Raw genomic sequence first — 15877 nt, 5'->3', positions numbered from 1 at the left:
CAGGAGCCCGGGGCTTTTCGCAGGTCTTGTGCTCAGGCGCGACCTACAGCTGCCGGACTCCCGGTGCCGTAGTAAAAGTAAAATCGCGGACGCTGGATCACGTTGGCAAGTATGCCCGCGGCTCCCAAACAGACGCAAGAGCCACCGGGGTGTGGCGCCCGACCCATCCCGACCAGCGGGACAGGACGGGCGCTCACGGGCGAATCAGCCGAGCCGGGTGATGCGGTTGGCCGGTCCCGGCGCCACCGGTGCGTTCGCGCCGATGTAGGCGACCAGTGCGTCGACGTCGAAACCGGGTGCCGTGGTGCGGTTGGTGCCACCGGTCAGGTTGGTGAAGCCGTCGCCACCGTTGGCCAGGAAGTCGTTGGTGGTGAGGCGGTAGGTGGCGGCCGGGTCGATCGGGGTGCCGTTCAGCGCGAGGTTGCTGACCCGCGAGCCCGCCGGCAGCGTGGTGTCGTAGGTGTACGTGAAGCCCGCGGAAACCTGGAGCACCTTCTGGCTGGTCTGCCCGCCGAAGCCGACGAACTGCTGCTCCAGCACGTTCTTGATCAGCGCGCCGGTCACCGTCTGGGTGACGACCAGGTTGTTGAACGGCTGCACGGTGAACGCCTCGCCGTAGGTCACCTGGCCGGGTGCCTCGCCGCCGGGGGAGTTGGCGTACGAGAGCGAGGCCCGGATGCCGCCCGGGTTCATGAAGGCGATCTGGGCGCCGTCCGTCTGCGTCCAGGCGAGCTGCGCGTCGGCGATCACGTCACCGAGCGGGCTCTCCTGGTTGGGCTGGTTGTCGCGGACGATGTCGCCGGTGATCGAGCCGACCACCCGGTTGGAGATCGGAGCGACGGCGGTGCGGTACTTGTCGGCAAGCCGCTTCGCCGCCGGGTCGACCAGCGCCGGGTTGCGGACGAACGTGCCGTCGGGGTTGGTCTGGAAGGTGCCGTCCGCGTTGCGGACCCCGTTCTCGGCGATCACGTTGCGCGCGGTGATCGCGGCGAACTTGCCCGTCTTCTTGTCGAGCGAGTAGTCGATGTCGGTGACCAGCTGGCCGTTGGTGCCGGCGCTGGTGACCACGACCTGGTTGCCCGCGGAGTTGGGCACGGAGCACGAGTAGAAGCGGTGCGTGTGACCGGAGACGACGATGCCGTACTCCGGCCGCAGGCCCTTGACGATGTCGACGACCGGCCCGGCGAAGTTGGTGCAGGTGTCGACCGTCTGCGGGGTGCCGGACTGCGACCCGCCCTCGTGCAGCAGCAGCACCATCGACTTGACGCCCAGCAGCCGCAGGAGCGTGGCGTACTTGTTGGCGGTCTCGATCTCGTCCTTGAAGTTGACGTCCTGGATGCCGGCGGGGTTGACGATGCCCGGTGTGCCCTCGAGGGTCATGCCCACGAAGCCGACCGGCACGCCGTCGACGATCCGGATGTTGAACGGCAGCAGCAGCGGCAGGTTGAGCCGCTTGGTCACCACGTTGGCCGCGAGGTACGTGAAGTCGGCGCCGTAGAACGGGTCACCGTCCTGGCAGCCGTCGACCGGGTGGCAGCCTCCGTATTGCAGGCGCTTGAGCTCGTCGGTGCCCTCGTCGAACTCGTGGTTGCCGACCGAGGTGATCTCCATGCCCAGCACGTTGAGCATCTCGATCGTCGGCTCGTCGTGGAACGCGGCGCTGACCAGCGGCGACGCGCCGACCATGTCGCCGGCGCCGACGGTGGTGCTGGTGCGGCCCTCGCTCTTCGCCTCGGCGCGCAGCCGCTTGACCGCGGTGGTCAGGTATTCCGAGCCGCCGGCCGGAACGCCGGTGACGGCGGCGCCGGACCCGGTCGGCGGGTCGATGGACCCGTGGAAGTCGTTGAACCCGAGCAGGTTGCCCTGGGCCAGCTTGGCGCCGTGCGATTGCCCGAAGGTGACCGAGACCGGCGTCAGCGCGGGTGCCGCGGACGCGGGCGACGGGCCGGCCCCGGGGAGGGCGACGATCACCCCGAGGGTGATGGCCGGTGCCGCGAGGTAGCGCAGCCACCGGCTAGGTCGACTCGTGATCGGCATTTCACATCCTGTGTGATCGATTGGGGCGTCACCCGGACGGGGAGACGCGACAGAGGTCATCGTTCTCTTTCGGGGGACAAGACACCAGACCTGCATTGATGACATGAGGGTGTCGGATAGGGGTCCGAGCGGGCCGTTCGGTCGCACCGCCGCCTCCGGAAGTTGTCGGACGGTCGGAATAGACTTCGCGGTGCGATGCGTGCTCTCTTCGAAATCCCCAGTCCTGACCGCCGGCCCGCTGTGCTCGCCGACGATGCCGACAGCCGGCCCAGGCGGCCCCAACTCGACCCCGAAGCGCTGGTGGCCGGCCTCAACGGCCCACAGCGCGACGCGGTGACCCATGCGGGCTCACCGCTGCTGATCGTGGCCGGTGCCGGCTCCGGCAAGACGCGGGTGCTGACCCACCGCATCGCCTACCTGCTGGCGGCCCGCGACGTGCACCCCGGCCAGGTCATCGCGATCACGTTCACCAACAAGGCGGCCGGCGAGATGAAGGAGCGGGTGGCCGCGCTGGTCGGCAACCGCGCCCGGCTGATGTGGGTGTCGACCTTCCACTCCGCCTGCGTGCGCATCCTGCGCGCCGAGCACGAGCACGCCGGCCTCAAGTCGACGTTCTCGATCTACGACGCCGACGACTCCCGCCGGTTGATGCAGCTCGTCGCCCGCGAGCTCGACCTCGACCCGAAGCGGCACCCGGCCCGCGGCCTGGCCGCCCAGGTCTCCAACCTGAAGAACGAGCTCGTCGACCCGGAGACCTTCGCCGACCGCGCCAAGGGTCCGATGGAGCGCGCGGTCGCCGAGGCCTACACGCTCTACCAGCGCCGCCTCAAAGAGGCGCACGCGCTCGACTTCGACGACCTGATCATGACGACGGTGCACCTGTTCCAGTCGCACCCGCACGTCGCAGAGAACTATCGGCGACGCTTCCGGCACGTCCTGGTCGACGAATACCAGGACACCAACCACGCGCAGTACCAGCTCATCAAGGAGCTGGTCTCCGGCACCGAGGGCCTCGAGCCCGCCGAGCTGTGCGTCGTCGGTGACGCCGACCAGTCCATCTACGCCTTCCGTGGCGCGACCATCCGCAACATCCTCGAGTTCGAGCGCGACTACACCAACGCCCGCACCATCCTGTTGGAGCAGAACTACCGCTCGACCCAGACCATCCTCAACGCGGCCAACGCGGTGATCAGCCGGAACCCGTCGCGCAAGCCCAAGCGCCTGTGGAGCGACCAGGGCGCCGGCGAGAGCATCGTGGGCTACGTCGCCGACACCGAGCACGCCGAGGCCGACTGGGTGGCCCGCGAGATCGACCGCCTCACCGACGACGCCGACGCGCGCCCCGGTGACGTCGCGGTCTTCTACCGCACCAACGCGCAGTCCCGCGTCTTCGAAGAGGTGTTCATCCGGGTCGGCCTGCCCTACAAGGTGGTCGGCGGCGTCCGCTTCTACGAGCGGCGCGAGGTCCGCGACGCGCTCGCCTACCTGCGCGCCATCGTCAACGACGACGACACGGTCAGCATCCGGCGCATCATGAACACCCCACGCCGCGGCATCGGCGACCGGGCCGAGGGCGCGGTCGAGGCCTTGTCGTCCCGCGACCGCATCTCCTTCGGCGCCGCGATGCGCCGGGCGGCCGACGCCCCCGGCATCTCCAGCCGCGCGGTCAACGGCATCGCCGACTTCGTGGCGCTGCTCGACGGGCTGCGCGAGCTCTCCGAGACGGCACCGCCCGAAGAGGTGCTGGAGGCGACCCTGACCCGCTCGGGCTATCTGGCCGAGCTGGAGGAGAGCACCGACCCGCAGGACGCGGGCCGCGTCGAGAACCTCCAGGAGCTGGTCTCCGTCGCCCGCGAGTTCACCGAACGCGTCGAGGGCAACGACGAGCAGGCCACCCTGGCGGGTTTCCTGGAGCAGGTCGCCCTGGTCGCCGACGCCGACCAGGTCCCGTCTGACGACCCCGAACACCAGGGCGTGGTCACCCTGATGACGCTGCACACGGCCAAGGGCCTGGAGTTCCCGATCGTCTTCCTGACGGGCCTCGAAGACGGCGTCTTCCCGCACATGCGCGCGCTCGGCGACAACAACGAGCTGGAGGAAGAGCGGCGGCTGGCGTACGTGGGCATCACCCGTGCCCGGCAGCGGCTCTATCTGTCGCGGGCCGTGACGCGGTCCGCTTGGGGCGCGCCGTCCTACAACCCGACGTCGCGGTTCATCGCGGAGCTCCCGGAAGAGCTGGTGCGCTGGGAGCGCACCGAGGGTTCTTACACGTCGTGGTCCGGCACCGGGGGCGGGGTCGGCAACCGTGGGGCTGGCTCGGCCAGCGGCGGGGCCGCGCGGGGTGGCGGCTTTTCTGGTGGCACGCCCAAGGCCGCCGCGCTGGCGCAGCGGCTGGGGATCGACGGCAGCAAGCTGTCGACGGCTTCTGAGCTGCGGCAGGCGGCGCCCAAGGTCTCGGTGGGGGATCGGGTCAATCACCAGCGGTACGGGCTTGGGCGCGTGCTCGCTGTCGAGGGTCAGGGGCCGAGTGCCCGAGCTCAGATCGACTTCGGTGACCAGACGATGTGGCTGGTCCTTCGGCACGCACCGGTGGAGAAGCTCTAGATCGTCCTTGGTTGCGCGCTGTGGGTGAGGGCGAATCGGGGAGGGCACTCTTGACCCACCCTCCTACCCTGAAGACATGCCGCACCCATAGGGCCGCCGCCTCTACCTCGTCACCCGCGAAGACCTCCCGCCCGGTGACCAGGCCGCCCAACTGGCGCACGCCGCGATCGTCTTCACCGCTCGTCATGGCCATGCGCCCCAGACCGTCGTCCTGCTGGCCGCACCGGACGAGCTCGCCCTGACCCGGCTGCGCGCCGATGCCCCTGACGCCGTCGCGTTCCACGAACCTGATCTCGACGGTGCTCTCACCGCTGTCGCGATCGAGTCGCCCGATCGGCGGCTCGTCGCGCACCTCCCTCTCGCCTTCAAGACCGCGAGGGGAGGTGACAATCCATGACCACGACTGACCTGAGGGCTCAACTGGTCGAGCTGGCGGCCGAGCGCGACGCGCTCCAAGCGCAGCTCGCCGGTGACCTGCCGAAGGCGACCCGCTGGCTGCAGCAGAAGGTCTGGCGGCAGGCCGCCGCCCTCGAGCGGCTGAACCAGCGTGTCGTCAACCAGCGGTTCGTCCTTCGCGCGCTCGACGAGCTCGGCCGATCGCTCAGTTCGGACGAACTCAAGACCGCGCGTGCAACCGAAGTGGAATCCGACGCGTCCTAACCCATGGGTGGGCGGTGTAGGCCGCCCACCGCCAAGCCCCAGAGGTCCAACGGCCGGGCGGCCGCTTCTAAAGCGGCGGATAGCGGGTTCGACTCCTGCCTGGGGCGCACGGGAGCCTTCACTGCTCGACACATATCAGTAGTCTGCTCGCGATCTTCCCGACGATCGCCTTCGTCGCCGCGCTGACCGGCTGGCTCCCGCGCCCGCCGTTCACCGGCACGGTGCCGTGGCTGCCCGTCGGCGGGCAACGGCGGTACGAGACCGGTGCGCTGGGCGTCACCGTGGTGGCCGTCACCACCGTCCTGCTCGCCGCGGCCGTGCCCGCGTTGCCCGGGTCGGTCCGCGGTCGCGTCGTCGTGCTGGCGCTTCCGATGGTCGGGCTGGCGCTGCTGCACAACGTGGGAGTGCTTTGTCTCCTGGTCGCGCCGTTCGCCGGGTTGGGGCTCGTGCGACTGAGGCGGCGCGCGACGCTGACCTGAAACCGACGATGGGCCCGACTCCGGGTGGAGTCGGACCCATCGTTTCCGGGGGGCGAGACAAGCCTTAGCAGCCGACGATCGGCACGCCCTTCTCCTTCAAGAACGGGGCGGGGTCGATCTGGTTCCACATGGCGCCCTGGTGCACCTCGAAGTGCAGGTGGGGGCCGGTGGAGTCGCCGGTGGAGCCTTCGTAGCCGATGATCTGGCCGGCCTTCACCTTCTGGCCCACCTCGACCGCGGTGCGGTTCTGGTGCGCGTAGTGGGTGAAGTAGCCGTCGCCGTGGTCGATGACCACCGAGATGCCGTAGCCGGTGTACGCCCAGCCGGCGGCGATGACGGTGCCGGCCGCTGCGGCCCGCTCAGGGGTGTTCTCCGGCATCGCGAAGTCTATTCCCTGGTGGGGGACACCCCAGCGCATGCCGAAGCAGGAGGTGATCTCGGAGCCCGGCATGGGAGAGGTCCAGCCGGCCTTCGAGATGGTCGGACCGGAAGGCTTGGGCTTCGCGGCGGCCTTGGGGGCGGCCTTCTTGGTGGCCGTGGCCTTCTTCTTGTCCGACTTGGGGTCCTTCGCCTCGGCCTTGGGGGTGGCGGCCTCGGTGGTGGGGCTCACGGTCGGAACCGCGACGGGGGAACGCAGCGCGCGGTCGGCGCGGCTGGCGGCGTCGATGCGCGCCTGCTGGTCGGCCACGGCGATGGTGGTGGGGGATGTCGAGTCATCGTTACCCAGAGTAGCGACAGCGCCACCCGCGATGCCGAGGCCGAGCAGGCCGACGGCGGCCAGCGCGGCGACGCGACCGCGCCCGGCGAGCGACGAGCGCACGCGGTCGCGGACCCCGAGCGGCGCCGGCGGCGTCGGCTCAACTGGCCCGTTTTGAGCGTGGAACTCCTGCTCAGGCTGCTGGTCGTACGGGTAGTTCGATTGCACGAGGGTGAACCTCCGTGGTTGTGCGGCACGGACCGGCAAATCGTTGTACGAGCCGTATTCAACGCGGCGACAGCCATGCGTATGCCGTGTCGATGACCACGCTGAGTGAGGGAGGCTATGTCCCGATCTGGACCGCTACAACCCGGTAAGCGGCGCAGCAAGATCAGTGACCGGCGTCACAGCGGTCACTGTGGCGTAGGAAACTTTGCCGGTCGATGGGCAACGAAAAACCGCCCATCGCATTCGCGACGGGCGGTTCGACGGACAATACCCTGCGTGCAGGGGCGGCTACTCAGCCGTAGATTGAGGCAACTTGTAGCTGGATGTCCACTCCGCGCTCCTTGAAGAACGGGATCGGGTCCGTGGACTCGCCGTCAACCTGCGTTTCGATGCAGAGCTGCGAGCCGTACGCGTGGCCGGTGCTGCCCACCAGGCCGATCATGTCGCCCGCCTTGACCTGCTGGCCCTTCTGGACCAGGAGCTGCCGGGCGTGCCCGTAGATGACCTCGGTGCCGTCGCCGTGGTCGACGATCACGGCCATCCCGTATCCACCGATCCAGCCGGCTTCCTTGACGACGCCGTCGTGCACCGCGGCGAACGGCGTGCCCTCGGGTGCGACCAGGTCGATGCCGGCGTGCAGCTGCTTGCCCTGCACCCCGTAGGGGTTGGTGAAGGTGTAGCCGGAGAGCGGGAGCTGCCAGACGTCGGGAGACTCGGCGAGCGAGGTCTCCATCTTGTCGGTGCGCTCGGACCGCGAGGCCTTGCCGGCCTGGTCAGCACGATCTTGGAAGGCGTTGTCGACGGTGGCGCCGTGCAGGTCCGCCAGAACCTGGGGGTCGACGGCCTTGGCGTCCGGCATCGCGCTCGCGCCGAGGGCGACCACACCGGCACCGACGAAGGCTCCGGTGACGACGATCGCGTAGCGGCTGCGAGGCGGGGTGGGTACGCGCCGACGACCGCGATAGCGGTCCTTCTCAGACGACAAGCGCTGGCGCACGCACACCCTCCGTTGTCGGAACAGTAAGGCGGAGACGGCGTTTGTCACGGGGGGTGAACGCCGGTGATCCGCAGTGCCATTCCGGGGGGAATCGGTTTGGCAGCCGTGGACACGGTAGCCGTCCCTTAAGCGACTCTCAAGCTGAGCGAGTGTTTCGCGGACATTAAGTCCGACCGTCCGCAGTGGATTGCCTGATTTCGTAACCTTTTGTGGGGAGCCTCGTTAATAGCTCTCCGTAACATCGAGCATTACGTATTGTCATGTGGCACGCCGCACCCGGTGTCGCCCCTAAGGGAGTGATCGGGTTACCGTTCGTTCAGGCAACGTAGCCCCCGCGGAGGACAGCATGAGCGCACGTATACGGGTTGTGGTGGCGAAGCCCGGCCTGGACGGGCACGACCGTGGCGCCAAGGTGGTCGCGCGCGCGTTGCGCGACGCGGGCATGGAGGTTGTCTACACCGGGCTGCACCAGACGCCCGAACAGATCGTCGAGACCGCCATCCAGGAAGACGCCGACGCCGTCGGGCTGTCCGTCCTCTCCGGCGCGCACATGACGCTGTTCAAGCGCGTTGTCGAACTGCTGGAATCGCGCGGCGCCGGCGACATCGTGGTTTTCGGCGGGGGCATCATTCCCGAAGGCGACATTCCCGAATTGCAGCGAATGGGCGTCGCGAAGATCTTCACGCCGGGTGCGACCACCCAGGGCATCGTCGACTGGGTACGCGAAAACGTGGCTCAGCCAGTCGGGTAAGTCAGGAATAAGGGGAGAGGCCGGACGCACCCCTCACACGCCCGGCCTCTCTATGCACGATGCCCCGCCGCCACCCCTCGACCGACAGGGCATCGGCCGTTTTTCGTCGGCTTTGTCGCTTGCGTGCCGACACTGAAGTCAACGACGCCCTTATCCGGCGGTTACGCGCCATCTCAGAAATTTCCGGGAAGCCCGATCCTGTGGAGTGCCGCACACCCGTGACCCGGCCGGGTTGCCGACGCCGCCCCCGTGGATAGGCTCCCCTCAAACACCAGAATGGGCGCGGCGCAAGGGTGCGTCGCGGAGACGAGGACGGGACGCGTAAACGTGGACCTGTACGAGTACCAGGGGCGCGATCTCTTCGAGCGACACGGGCTCCCCGTGCTCGCCGGTGGTGTCGCCGAGACCCCGGAGGAGGCCCGCGCGATCGCCGAGCGCCTCGGCGGCCGTGTGGTCGTGAAGGCCCAGGTCAAGGTCGGTGGCCGCGGTAAGGCCGGCGGCGTCAAGCTGGCCGACGGGCCGGAGGAGACGGTGGCCCGCGCGACCGACATCCTCGGGATGGACATCAAGGGCCACACGGTCCACAAGGTGATGCTCGCCGAGACGGCGGACATCGTGGAGGAGTACTACTTCTCCTACCTGCTCGACCGCGCGAACCGCACGTTCCTGTGCATCGCGAGCGTCGCGGGCGGCATGGACATCGAGCAGGTCGCCGCGGAGACCCCCGAGCGCGTGGCCAAGGTCGCCATCGACGCCAACAAGGGTGTGGACGTCGCGACCGCCAAGGAGATCGTCGCCAAGGCGCAGTTCCCCGCCGAGGTGGCCGACGAGATCATCGAGATCGCGATCAAGCTGTGGCGGGCGTTCGTCGCCGAGGACGCTACGCTGGTCGAGGTCAACCCGCTGGCGAAGGTGTCCAGCGGCCGGGTGCTCTGCCTCGACGCCAAGATCACGCTGGACGAGAACGCCGGCTTCCGGCACCCCGACCACGAGGCTCTGGTCGACCAGAGCACGGTCGACCCGCTCGAGCAGGCCGCCAAGGCCAAGGACCTCAACTACGTCAAGCTCGACGGCCAGGTCGGCATCATCGGCAACGGCGCGGGTCTGGTCATGTCGACTCTCGACGTGGTCGCGTACGCGGGTGAGCGGCACGGCAACGTCAAGCCGGCCAACTTCCTCGACATCGGCGGCGGCGCGAGCGCGGCCGTGATGGCCAACGGCCTCGAGATCGTGCTCTCCGACCCCAGCGTCAAGAGCGTGTTCGTCAACGTCTTCGGCGGCATCACCGCCTGCGACGAGGTCGCCAACGGCATCATCCAGGCGCTGGCGCTGCTCGAGCAGCGCGGCGAGGCGGTCACCAAGCCGCTGGTCGTCCGCTTGGACGGCAACAACGCCGAGGCCGGCCGGGCGATCCTGGACGGCGCGGCGAACCCGCTCGTCGAGCGGGTGGACACGATGGACGGTGCGGCCGAGCGTGCCGCCGAGCTCGCGGCTGCGGGGGTCTGACAATGGCAATCTGGCTGACCAAGGACTCGAAGGTCATCGTCCAGGGGATGACCGGCTCCGAGGGTTCCAAGCACACCCGCCGGATGCTGGCGGCTGGCACCCACGTGGTCGGCGGCGTGAACCCCCGCAAGGCGGGCACCACCGTCGACTTCGACGGCACGTCGCTGCCGGTCTTCGCGTCGGTCGCCGACGCGATGAAGGAGACCGGGGCTGACGTCTCCGTCATCTTCGTGCCGCCGCAGTTCACCAAGGCCGCCGTGGTCGAGGCGATCGACGCCGAGATCCCGCTGGCCGTGGTGATCACCGAGGGCGTGCCGGTGCACGACACCGCCGCGTTCTGGGCCTACAACGTCGAGAAGGGTCAGCGGACCCGGATCATCGGCCCGAACTGCCCGGGCATCGCCTCCCCGGGCGCGTCCAACGCGGGCATCATCCCCGCCGACATCACCCCCGCCGGCCGGATCGGCCTGGTCAGCAAGAGCGGCACGCTGACCTACCAGCTCATGTACGAGCTGCGCGACATCGGCTTCTCGACCAGCGTGGGCATCGGCGGCGACCCGGTCATCGGGACGACCCACATCGACGCGCTGGCCGCGTTCCAGGACGACCCCGAGACCGACGCGATCGTCATGATCGGTGAGATCGGCGGCGACGCCGAGGAGCGCGCGGCGGCCTTCATCAAGGAGCACGTGACCAAGCCGGTCGTGGCGTACATCGCCGGCTTCACCGCACCGCCCGGCAAGACCATGGGCCACGCGGGCGCGATCATCTCGGGTTCGGCCGGCACGGCCGACGCCAAGAAGGTGGCGCTGGAGGCGGCTGGGGTCAAGGTCGGCAAGACGCCGAGCGAGACCGCGCGCCTGATGCGGGAGACCATCCAGGGCCGATAGGGCCTGCGACGGTACGGGGGACGGCGTTCGCGCCGTCCCCCGTTCGCGTTCCTAGTGGTAGTAGACGCCCGGGTACTGCCGGGTGAAGTTGAGTACCAGGCTGGCCACGATGTTGATCACGCTGAGCGCGATCGCCAGCCAGCCGAGCAGCTGTGACTGGCCGAATCGGCGGGCGTCGCGCAGCGAGAGGACGCCGAAGATGATGCCGAGGACGCCGCAGCAGATCAGGCCGATGACGATGCCCAGGATGCCCCAGAACTTGGAGTGGTCCTGCGCGCCCCAGCCCGAGCCGCGCCCCATCGGGAAGCGCCCACCGGGACCACCGGGGCCGCCCGGCCCGCCCGGCCCGCCCGGTCCTCCCGGTCCGCCACCGCCTCCGTAGGGAGGCGGCGGGTAGCCGGGCTCCTGCCCGGGCGGCGGTGGGTAGCCGGGCTGCTGCCCGGGTGGCGGGTAGCCGACCGGCGGACCGTAGCCCGGCGGTTCCTGACCCGGTGGATAGCCGCCCGGTGGCGGCTCCTGCCCCGGCGGCGGGGGATAGGACGCCTGACCGGGGTAGCCGGGATAGCCCGACGGCGCGTCGGACGGCGGCGGGTACGCACCCGGCGGGTCCGGATCGGCCCCGGGCGTCACCGGTCCACCGGGCGGATAGGACGGCCCGGTCGGTGCTCCGGGCGGTCCCCACGCGGGATCGGGAGGGCCCGACGCGGAGCCGGCACCGCCGGGCGGTGGCGGGCCGGCGGATCGGTGCGGCTCGTCCGGCTCCTGCCCGCGGGGCGGATACTCGGCGGTCATGCGGCGCCTCCCGGTCGTTCGGGACCGAATCAGGTGGTTCGCCGTATGTTATCCCCTATTTTACGAAGCTTGTCCGCTTTCGCCGGTTGACGCGATGATCGAGGTCCGTGGTGTCGCGCGTAACCAGTGGGGCCGGCGTGAAAAAGTAGGCGGCGATGCGCAGTCCGACGCCCGACGGCCAGTCACCGGCCGCCGACGACCGACGGGACCCGGCGACGGGCCCCATCCCCGGCATGGGCACGGACGCGGAGGCGATCGGTCTAGACCTGCCGCGCCACGACGACCCGCCTCTGGTCCGCGAGCGCGCCGCCGAGACGGACGACGAGCCGGACGCAGACCCCGAGCCCGACGAGGCCGAGCTCCGCAACCGCCCGACGGAGCGGATCGACGTGGGCAACCGCCCGACCGTCCGGCTGCCCCGCCAGCGCACGGCACCGCCACCCGGCCGCGCACCGCTGCTGGTCGCCGGCCCGGTCGCCGCCCTCTTCGCCGCGGTGTTCTCGTTCCTGCCGGTGGCCGTCGTGCTCACCCTGGCTCAGCTCAGCGAAGGGGTCAACGCGCTCGGCGGGGCCACCCGGGCCGGGCTGGCCGGCTGGCTGCTCGCGCACGGCGTGCCGCTGGGCACCTCGCTCGGCCCGCTCGGCCTGCCACCGCTCGCGGTTGCCGTCTTCGCCGCCTGGCGGGTCAGCCGGGCCGGCGTGCACACCAGCCGGGCGTACGGCATCGCCCATCGCGGCTCACCCATGCAGGCCGCCGCGGTCGCCGGCACCGTGGGTCTCGGCTACGGCGTGGTCGGCACCGCCGCGGCGCTCCTGGTCGACCGCCCCGGTCTCGAGACCTCCGCGTCGCAGGCCTTCCTGCACTTCCTGGTCTTCGGCTTCCTGGCCGCGCTGGTCGGCGCGCTGCGGGTGACCGGAGCGCTGCGGGTCATGGCGGTGCGGATGAACCCGGTGCTGCGCGACGGCATCCGCACGGGCGTGGTCGGCACGATCCTCGTGCTCGGCACCGGCGCCGCGATGGCGGGCCTCTCGGTCGCCCTCAGCGGCGGTGACGCCGCCGACGTGCTCGGCGCCTATCGCACCGGCGTCGCCGGGCAGGTGGGCATCACGTTGATCTGTCTGGCGTACGCGCCGAATGCCGCGATCTGGGCCGCCGCGTACCTGCTGGGTCCGGGTTTCGCTGTCGGGGTGGACACCGTCGTGCGGACCACCGAGGTCGACGTCGGCACGTTGCTGCCGCTGCCGCTCGCCGCGGGCATCCCCAAGGGACCGGTCGGCGGCCTCGGTGCGCTGCTGCTGGCGGTGCCGGTGCTGGCCGGGATGGTCGCCGGCTGGCTGCTGGCCCGCCGGGTGCTCAGGCTGCGGGCCGGAGACGTGGCCGCCGGACACCTGGGCGGCCGGCGGGGCTCGTGGGGTTCGCTGGTCGGCGCCGCCGCGCTGGGCGGGCCGATCGCGGGTCTGTTGCTCGGCGCGGCCGCGTTGGTCTCACGAGGGCCGGTCGGCGGCCCCCGGCTGGCCGAGATGGGTCCGGTGCCCTGGCAGGTCGCGCTGGCCGGCGCGGTCGTGGTGACGATCGGCGCCACAGTCGGCGCCGCGGCGACCCGAGCCCTCGCCGGTCCGTGACAACGGGGCCCGGCGAGGGTCGGTCCGTCCGTCAGAGGCCGGGCGAGTTGAAGACGTTGAGCAGGCCGAGCACGATCGACAGCACGGCCAGGGCGGCGCCGACGATGCCGCAGATGAAGCCGGCCTTGGCCTGGCCGAGGTTGTTCGCCAGCCCCTGCGCCACCTTCTGCTTGCCCAGGTGGCCGAGGATGGCGGCGGCGATGCCGGCCGCGAGGCCCAGCGGCGCGCAGCACACGAGCGGGATCGAGGCGATGCCGAGGATCAGCGCCACGAGGCCCATCGTGTTGTTCTGCGGTTGGGCCGGCGGGCCGTAACCCTGCGGCGGGTATGGGTTGGTCACGAAGTGTCCTTCCAGGGTCGTTGACCTGGAAATATTCCTGGAAGATCATCACTGCGTCAAGGCCGGTCGCAAGGGGTGAGCAGGTGGGCCGGTATCGTCTACCTACGTGCCCGCGTCCGCTCGCATCGTGGTTCTGATCTCCGGCTCCGGCAGCAACCTGGCCGCCCTTCTCGATGCCTGTGCCGATCCCGGCTACGGCGCGACGGTGGTGGCGGTCGGCGCCGACCGCGACGGCATCGCCGGCCTCGACCGGGCAACCGCCGCCGGCCTGCCGACCTTCGTCGAACGGGTGAAAGACCATCCGACCCGGGACGCCTGGGACGTCGCGCTGACGCAGCGCGTCGCCGAGCACAAGCCCGACCTCGTCGTCTCCGCCGGCTTCCTCAAGCTGGTCGGCGACCATTTCCTGAGCGCCTTCGGCGACCGCTACCTCAACACGCACAACGCGCTGCTGCCGGCGTTCCCCGGCATCCACGGGCCGCGCGACGCGTTGGACTACGGGGTCAAGCTCGCCGGAGCGACGCTGTTCTTCGTCGACGCGGGTGTCGACACAGGACCGATCGTGGCCCAGGTCGCCGTGCCGGTCCTGCCGGACGACACCGAGGAGACGCTCACCGAGCGGATCAAGGTCGCCGAGCGCAAGCAACTCGTCGACAACGTCGGCCGCCTGGTCCGCGAGGGCTGGACCATCACCGGAAGGAAGGTCACCATCCCATGAACGACGACGCGCGGCGGCCGCTGCGACGAGCCTTGGTCAGCGTGTATGACAAGACCGGGCTGACCGAGCTCGCCACCGCCCTGCACGCCGGCGGCGTGGAGATCGTGTCGACCGGTTCGACAGCCGCCGCGATCGCGGCCGCGGGCGTGCCGGTCACCAAGGTGGAGGACCTGACCGGCTTTCCGGAGGTGCTCGACGGCCGGGTCAAGACGCTGCACCCGCGGGTGCACGCCGGCCTGCTCGCCGACACCCGCCTGCCGGCCCACCTCGAACAGCTCACGGACCTCGACATCGCGCCGTTCGAGCTACTGGTGTCCAACCTGTACCCGTTCCAGGAGACGGTCGCGTCCGGCGCCTCGGTCGACGAGTCCATCGAGCAGATCGACATCGGCGGCCCGGCGATGGTCCGCGCGGCCGCGAAGAACCACGCCTCGGTCGCGGTGGTGACCTCGCCGGCGGCGTACCCGATGGTGCTCAACGCTGTTTCCGGTGGTGGGTTCACCCTCGCGGAGCGTCGCGCCCTGGCGGCGAAGGCGTTCGCCGACATCGCGGACTACGACGTCGCGGTGGCCGACTTCTTCGCGACCACGGTGGCGCCCGCCGAATGGCCGACCTTCGCCGGGCTCACGCTCCACGTCGAGACGCCGCTGCGGTACGGCGAGAACCCGCACCAGCAGGCGGCGCTCTACACGAACCCGTCGTCGCCGCCCGGGCTGGCGCAGGCCGAGCAACTGCACGGCAAGGAGATGTCCTACAACAACTACGTCGACGCGGACGCCGCGTGGCGCTCGGCGCACGACTTCGACGCCCCGGCCGTCGCGATCATCAAGCACGCCAACCCGTGCGGCATCGCGGTCGGTGACGACGTGGCCGACGCCCACCGCAAGGCCAACGCGTGTGACCCGGTGTCGGCCTACGGCGGCGTGATCGCGGTCAACCGCGAGGTCACCGTCGAGATGGCCGAGCAGGTCGCGGAGATCTTCACCGAGGTGCTGGTGGCGCCGGCCTTCGCCGACGGCGCGCTGGACATCCTGAGCCGCAAGAAGAGCATCCGCCTGCTGAAGGCACCGGCCTTCGCACCGTTGCCAGCCGAGTGGAAGCCGATCACCGGCGGCGTCCTGGTGCAGATGCGCGACGCGATCGACGCGCCGGGCGACGACCCGGCCGCGTGGCGCCTGGCCGTCGGCACCCCGGTTCCGGACGACGTGTTGGCCGACCTGGCGTTCGCGTGGCGGGCGGTCCGCTCGGTCAAGTCCAACGCCATCCTGCTGGCCCGCGACGGCGCCTCGGTCGGCGTCGGCATGGGCCAGGTCAACCGCGTGGACTCCGCTCGGCTGGCGGTCTCCCGGGCCGGCGCGGAGCGGGCCGCCGGCGCGGTCGCCGCGTCGGACGCGTTCTTCCCGTTCGCGGACGGCTTCGAGATCCTGGCGGAGGCCGGGGTACGCGCGGTCGTGCAACCGGGCGGCTCGATGCGCGACGAAGAGGTGATCGCGGCAGCGGAGGCGGCCGGGGTGACCATGTACTTCACCGGCGCCCGGCACTTCTTCCACTAGGAC

General features: G+C 70.3%; 14 protein-coding genes. 9 read left to right on the top strand and 5 right to left on the bottom strand.

Annotation, left to right across the window (positions count from 1 at the left end; all coding sequences use genetic code 11):
- Nucleotides 1-204: 204 nt before the first annotated feature.
- Nucleotides 205-2037, bottom strand: coding sequence for a bifunctional metallophosphatase/5'-nucleotidase (locus AB0J88_RS12115; RefSeq protein ID WP_364345705.1), 1833 nt, complete (start codon nt 2035-2037; stop codon nt 205-207).
- A 195-nt stretch (nt 2038-2232) separates the two neighbouring features.
- Here AB0J88_RS12115 and pcrA point away from each other — a divergent pair, with 195 nt between their 5' ends.
- From pcrA to AB0J88_RS12100, 3 genes are all read left to right on the top strand, one after another.
- Nucleotides 2233-4641, top strand: a complete 2409-nt coding sequence (gene pcrA, locus AB0J88_RS12110; RefSeq protein WP_364345707.1) for a DNA helicase PcrA — start codon at nt 2233-2235, stop codon at nt 4639-4641.
- A 393-nt stretch (nt 4642-5034) separates the two neighbouring features.
- Entirely contained in the window at nt 5035-5301 is a 267-nt protein-coding gene (locus AB0J88_RS12105; protein ID WP_364345709.1) for a hypothetical protein, read from the top strand.
- 221 nt (nt 5302-5522) lie between these two features.
- Complete coding sequence (locus AB0J88_RS12100) at nt 5523-5780, top strand: hypothetical protein (RefSeq protein ID WP_364345711.1); 258 nt, start codon at nt 5523-5525, stop codon at nt 5778-5780.
- A gap of 64 nt (nt 5781-5844) precedes the next feature.
- On the opposite strand, the gene AB0J88_RS12095 is transcribed toward AB0J88_RS12100, so the two are convergent.
- Together AB0J88_RS12095 and AB0J88_RS12090 are read right to left on the bottom strand one after the other, a co-directional pair.
- On the bottom strand, nt 5845-6705 hold the full coding sequence (locus AB0J88_RS12095) for a M23 family metallopeptidase (RefSeq protein WP_364345713.1): 861 nt from the start codon (nt 6703-6705) through the stop codon (nt 5845-5847).
- Nucleotides 6706-6997: 292 nt separating this feature from the next.
- Nucleotides 6998-7702 (bottom strand): M23 family metallopeptidase, encoded by a 705-nt coding sequence (locus tag AB0J88_RS12090; RefSeq protein ID WP_364345715.1) that lies wholly within the window; start codon nt 7700-7702, stop codon nt 6998-7000.
- A gap of 346 nt (nt 7703-8048) precedes the next feature.
- On the opposite strand from AB0J88_RS12090, the gene AB0J88_RS12085 reads away from it, so the two are divergent.
- The 3 genes from AB0J88_RS12085 (at nt 8049) to sucD (ending at nt 10849) form a co-directional block, all read left to right on the top strand.
- Entirely contained in the window at nt 8049-8453 is a 405-nt protein-coding gene (locus AB0J88_RS12085) for a cobalamin B12-binding domain-containing protein (RefSeq protein ID WP_364345716.1), read from the top strand.
- A gap of 327 nt (nt 8454-8780) precedes the next feature.
- On the top strand, nt 8781-9959 hold the full coding sequence (gene sucC, locus AB0J88_RS12080) for an ADP-forming succinate--CoA ligase subunit beta (protein ID WP_364345718.1): 1179 nt from the start codon (nt 8781-8783) through the stop codon (nt 9957-9959).
- Between the two features lie 2 nt (nt 9960-9961).
- Complete coding sequence (sucD, locus tag AB0J88_RS12075) at nt 9962-10849, top strand: succinate--CoA ligase subunit alpha (RefSeq protein WP_364345720.1); 888 nt, start codon at nt 9962-9964, stop codon at nt 10847-10849.
- A gap of 51 nt (nt 10850-10900) precedes the next feature.
- On the opposite strand, the gene AB0J88_RS12070 is transcribed toward sucD, so the two are convergent.
- Complete coding sequence (locus AB0J88_RS12070; RefSeq protein WP_089245068.1) at nt 10901-11149, bottom strand: hypothetical protein; 249 nt, start codon at nt 11147-11149, stop codon at nt 10901-10903.
- 647 nt (nt 11150-11796) lie between these two features.
- On the opposite strand from AB0J88_RS12070, the gene AB0J88_RS12065 reads away from it, so the two are divergent.
- Nucleotides 11797-13263, top strand: a complete 1467-nt coding sequence (locus tag AB0J88_RS12065) for a DUF6350 family protein (protein ID WP_364345722.1) — start codon at nt 11797-11799, stop codon at nt 13261-13263.
- 31 nt (nt 13264-13294) lie between these two features.
- Here the strand turns inward: AB0J88_RS12065 and AB0J88_RS12060 are convergent, their stop codons facing one another.
- Entirely contained in the window at nt 13295-13603 is a 309-nt protein-coding gene (locus tag AB0J88_RS12060; RefSeq protein WP_364345724.1) for a hypothetical protein, read from the bottom strand.
- A gap of 106 nt (nt 13604-13709) precedes the next feature.
- Here AB0J88_RS12060 and purN point away from each other — a divergent pair, with 106 nt between their 5' ends.
- Together purN and purH are read left to right on the top strand one after the other, a co-directional pair.
- Entirely contained in the window at nt 13710-14321 is a 612-nt protein-coding gene (purN, locus tag AB0J88_RS12055) for a phosphoribosylglycinamide formyltransferase (RefSeq protein WP_364345726.1), read from the top strand.
- Nucleotides 14318-15874, top strand: coding sequence for a bifunctional phosphoribosylaminoimidazolecarboxamide formyltransferase/IMP cyclohydrolase (purH, locus tag AB0J88_RS12050; RefSeq protein ID WP_364345728.1), 1557 nt, complete (start codon nt 14318-14320; stop codon nt 15872-15874). Before purN ends, purH begins: the two co-directional genes overlap by 4 nt.
- Nucleotides 15875-15877: the final 3 nt, after the last annotated feature.

Origin of the sequence: Asanoa sp. NPDC049475 (genome assembly GCF_040676915.1) — a bacterium.
Classification (GTDB): Bacteria; Actinomycetota; Actinomycetes; order Mycobacteriales; family Micromonosporaceae; genus Asanoa.
This window is presented reverse-complemented; position numbering and strand designations above follow the sequence as displayed.

What these genes read in the sequence shown, in the direction of transcription:
- AB0J88_RS12065 (WP_364345722.1), top strand. Translation starts at nt 11,797, where the DNA reads ATGCGCAGTCCGACGCCCGACGGCCAGTCACCGGCCGCCGACGACCGA.
- AB0J88_RS12115 (WP_364345705.1), bottom strand. Translation starts at nt 2,037, where the DNA reads ATGCCGATCACGAGTCGACCTAGCCGGTGGCTGCGCTACCTCGCGGCA.
- sucD (WP_364345720.1), top strand. Translation starts at nt 9,962, where the DNA reads ATGGCAATCTGGCTGACCAAGGACTCGAAGGTCATCGTCCAGGGGATG.
- purH (WP_364345728.1), top strand. Translation starts at nt 14,318, where the DNA reads ATGAACGACGACGCGCGGCGGCCGCTGCGACGAGCCTTGGTCAGCGTG.
- pcrA (WP_364345707.1), top strand. Translation starts at nt 2,233, where the DNA reads ATGCGTGCTCTCTTCGAAATCCCCAGTCCTGACCGCCGGCCCGCTGTG.
- AB0J88_RS12085 (WP_364345716.1), top strand. Translation starts at nt 8,049, where the DNA reads ATGAGCGCACGTATACGGGTTGTGGTGGCGAAGCCCGGCCTGGACGGG.
- AB0J88_RS12070 (WP_089245068.1), bottom strand. Translation starts at nt 11,149, where the DNA reads ATGGGGCGCGGCTCGGGCTGGGGCGCGCAGGACCACTCCAAGTTCTGG.
- AB0J88_RS12105 (WP_364345709.1), top strand. Translation starts at nt 5,035, where the DNA reads ATGACCACGACTGACCTGAGGGCTCAACTGGTCGAGCTGGCGGCCGAG.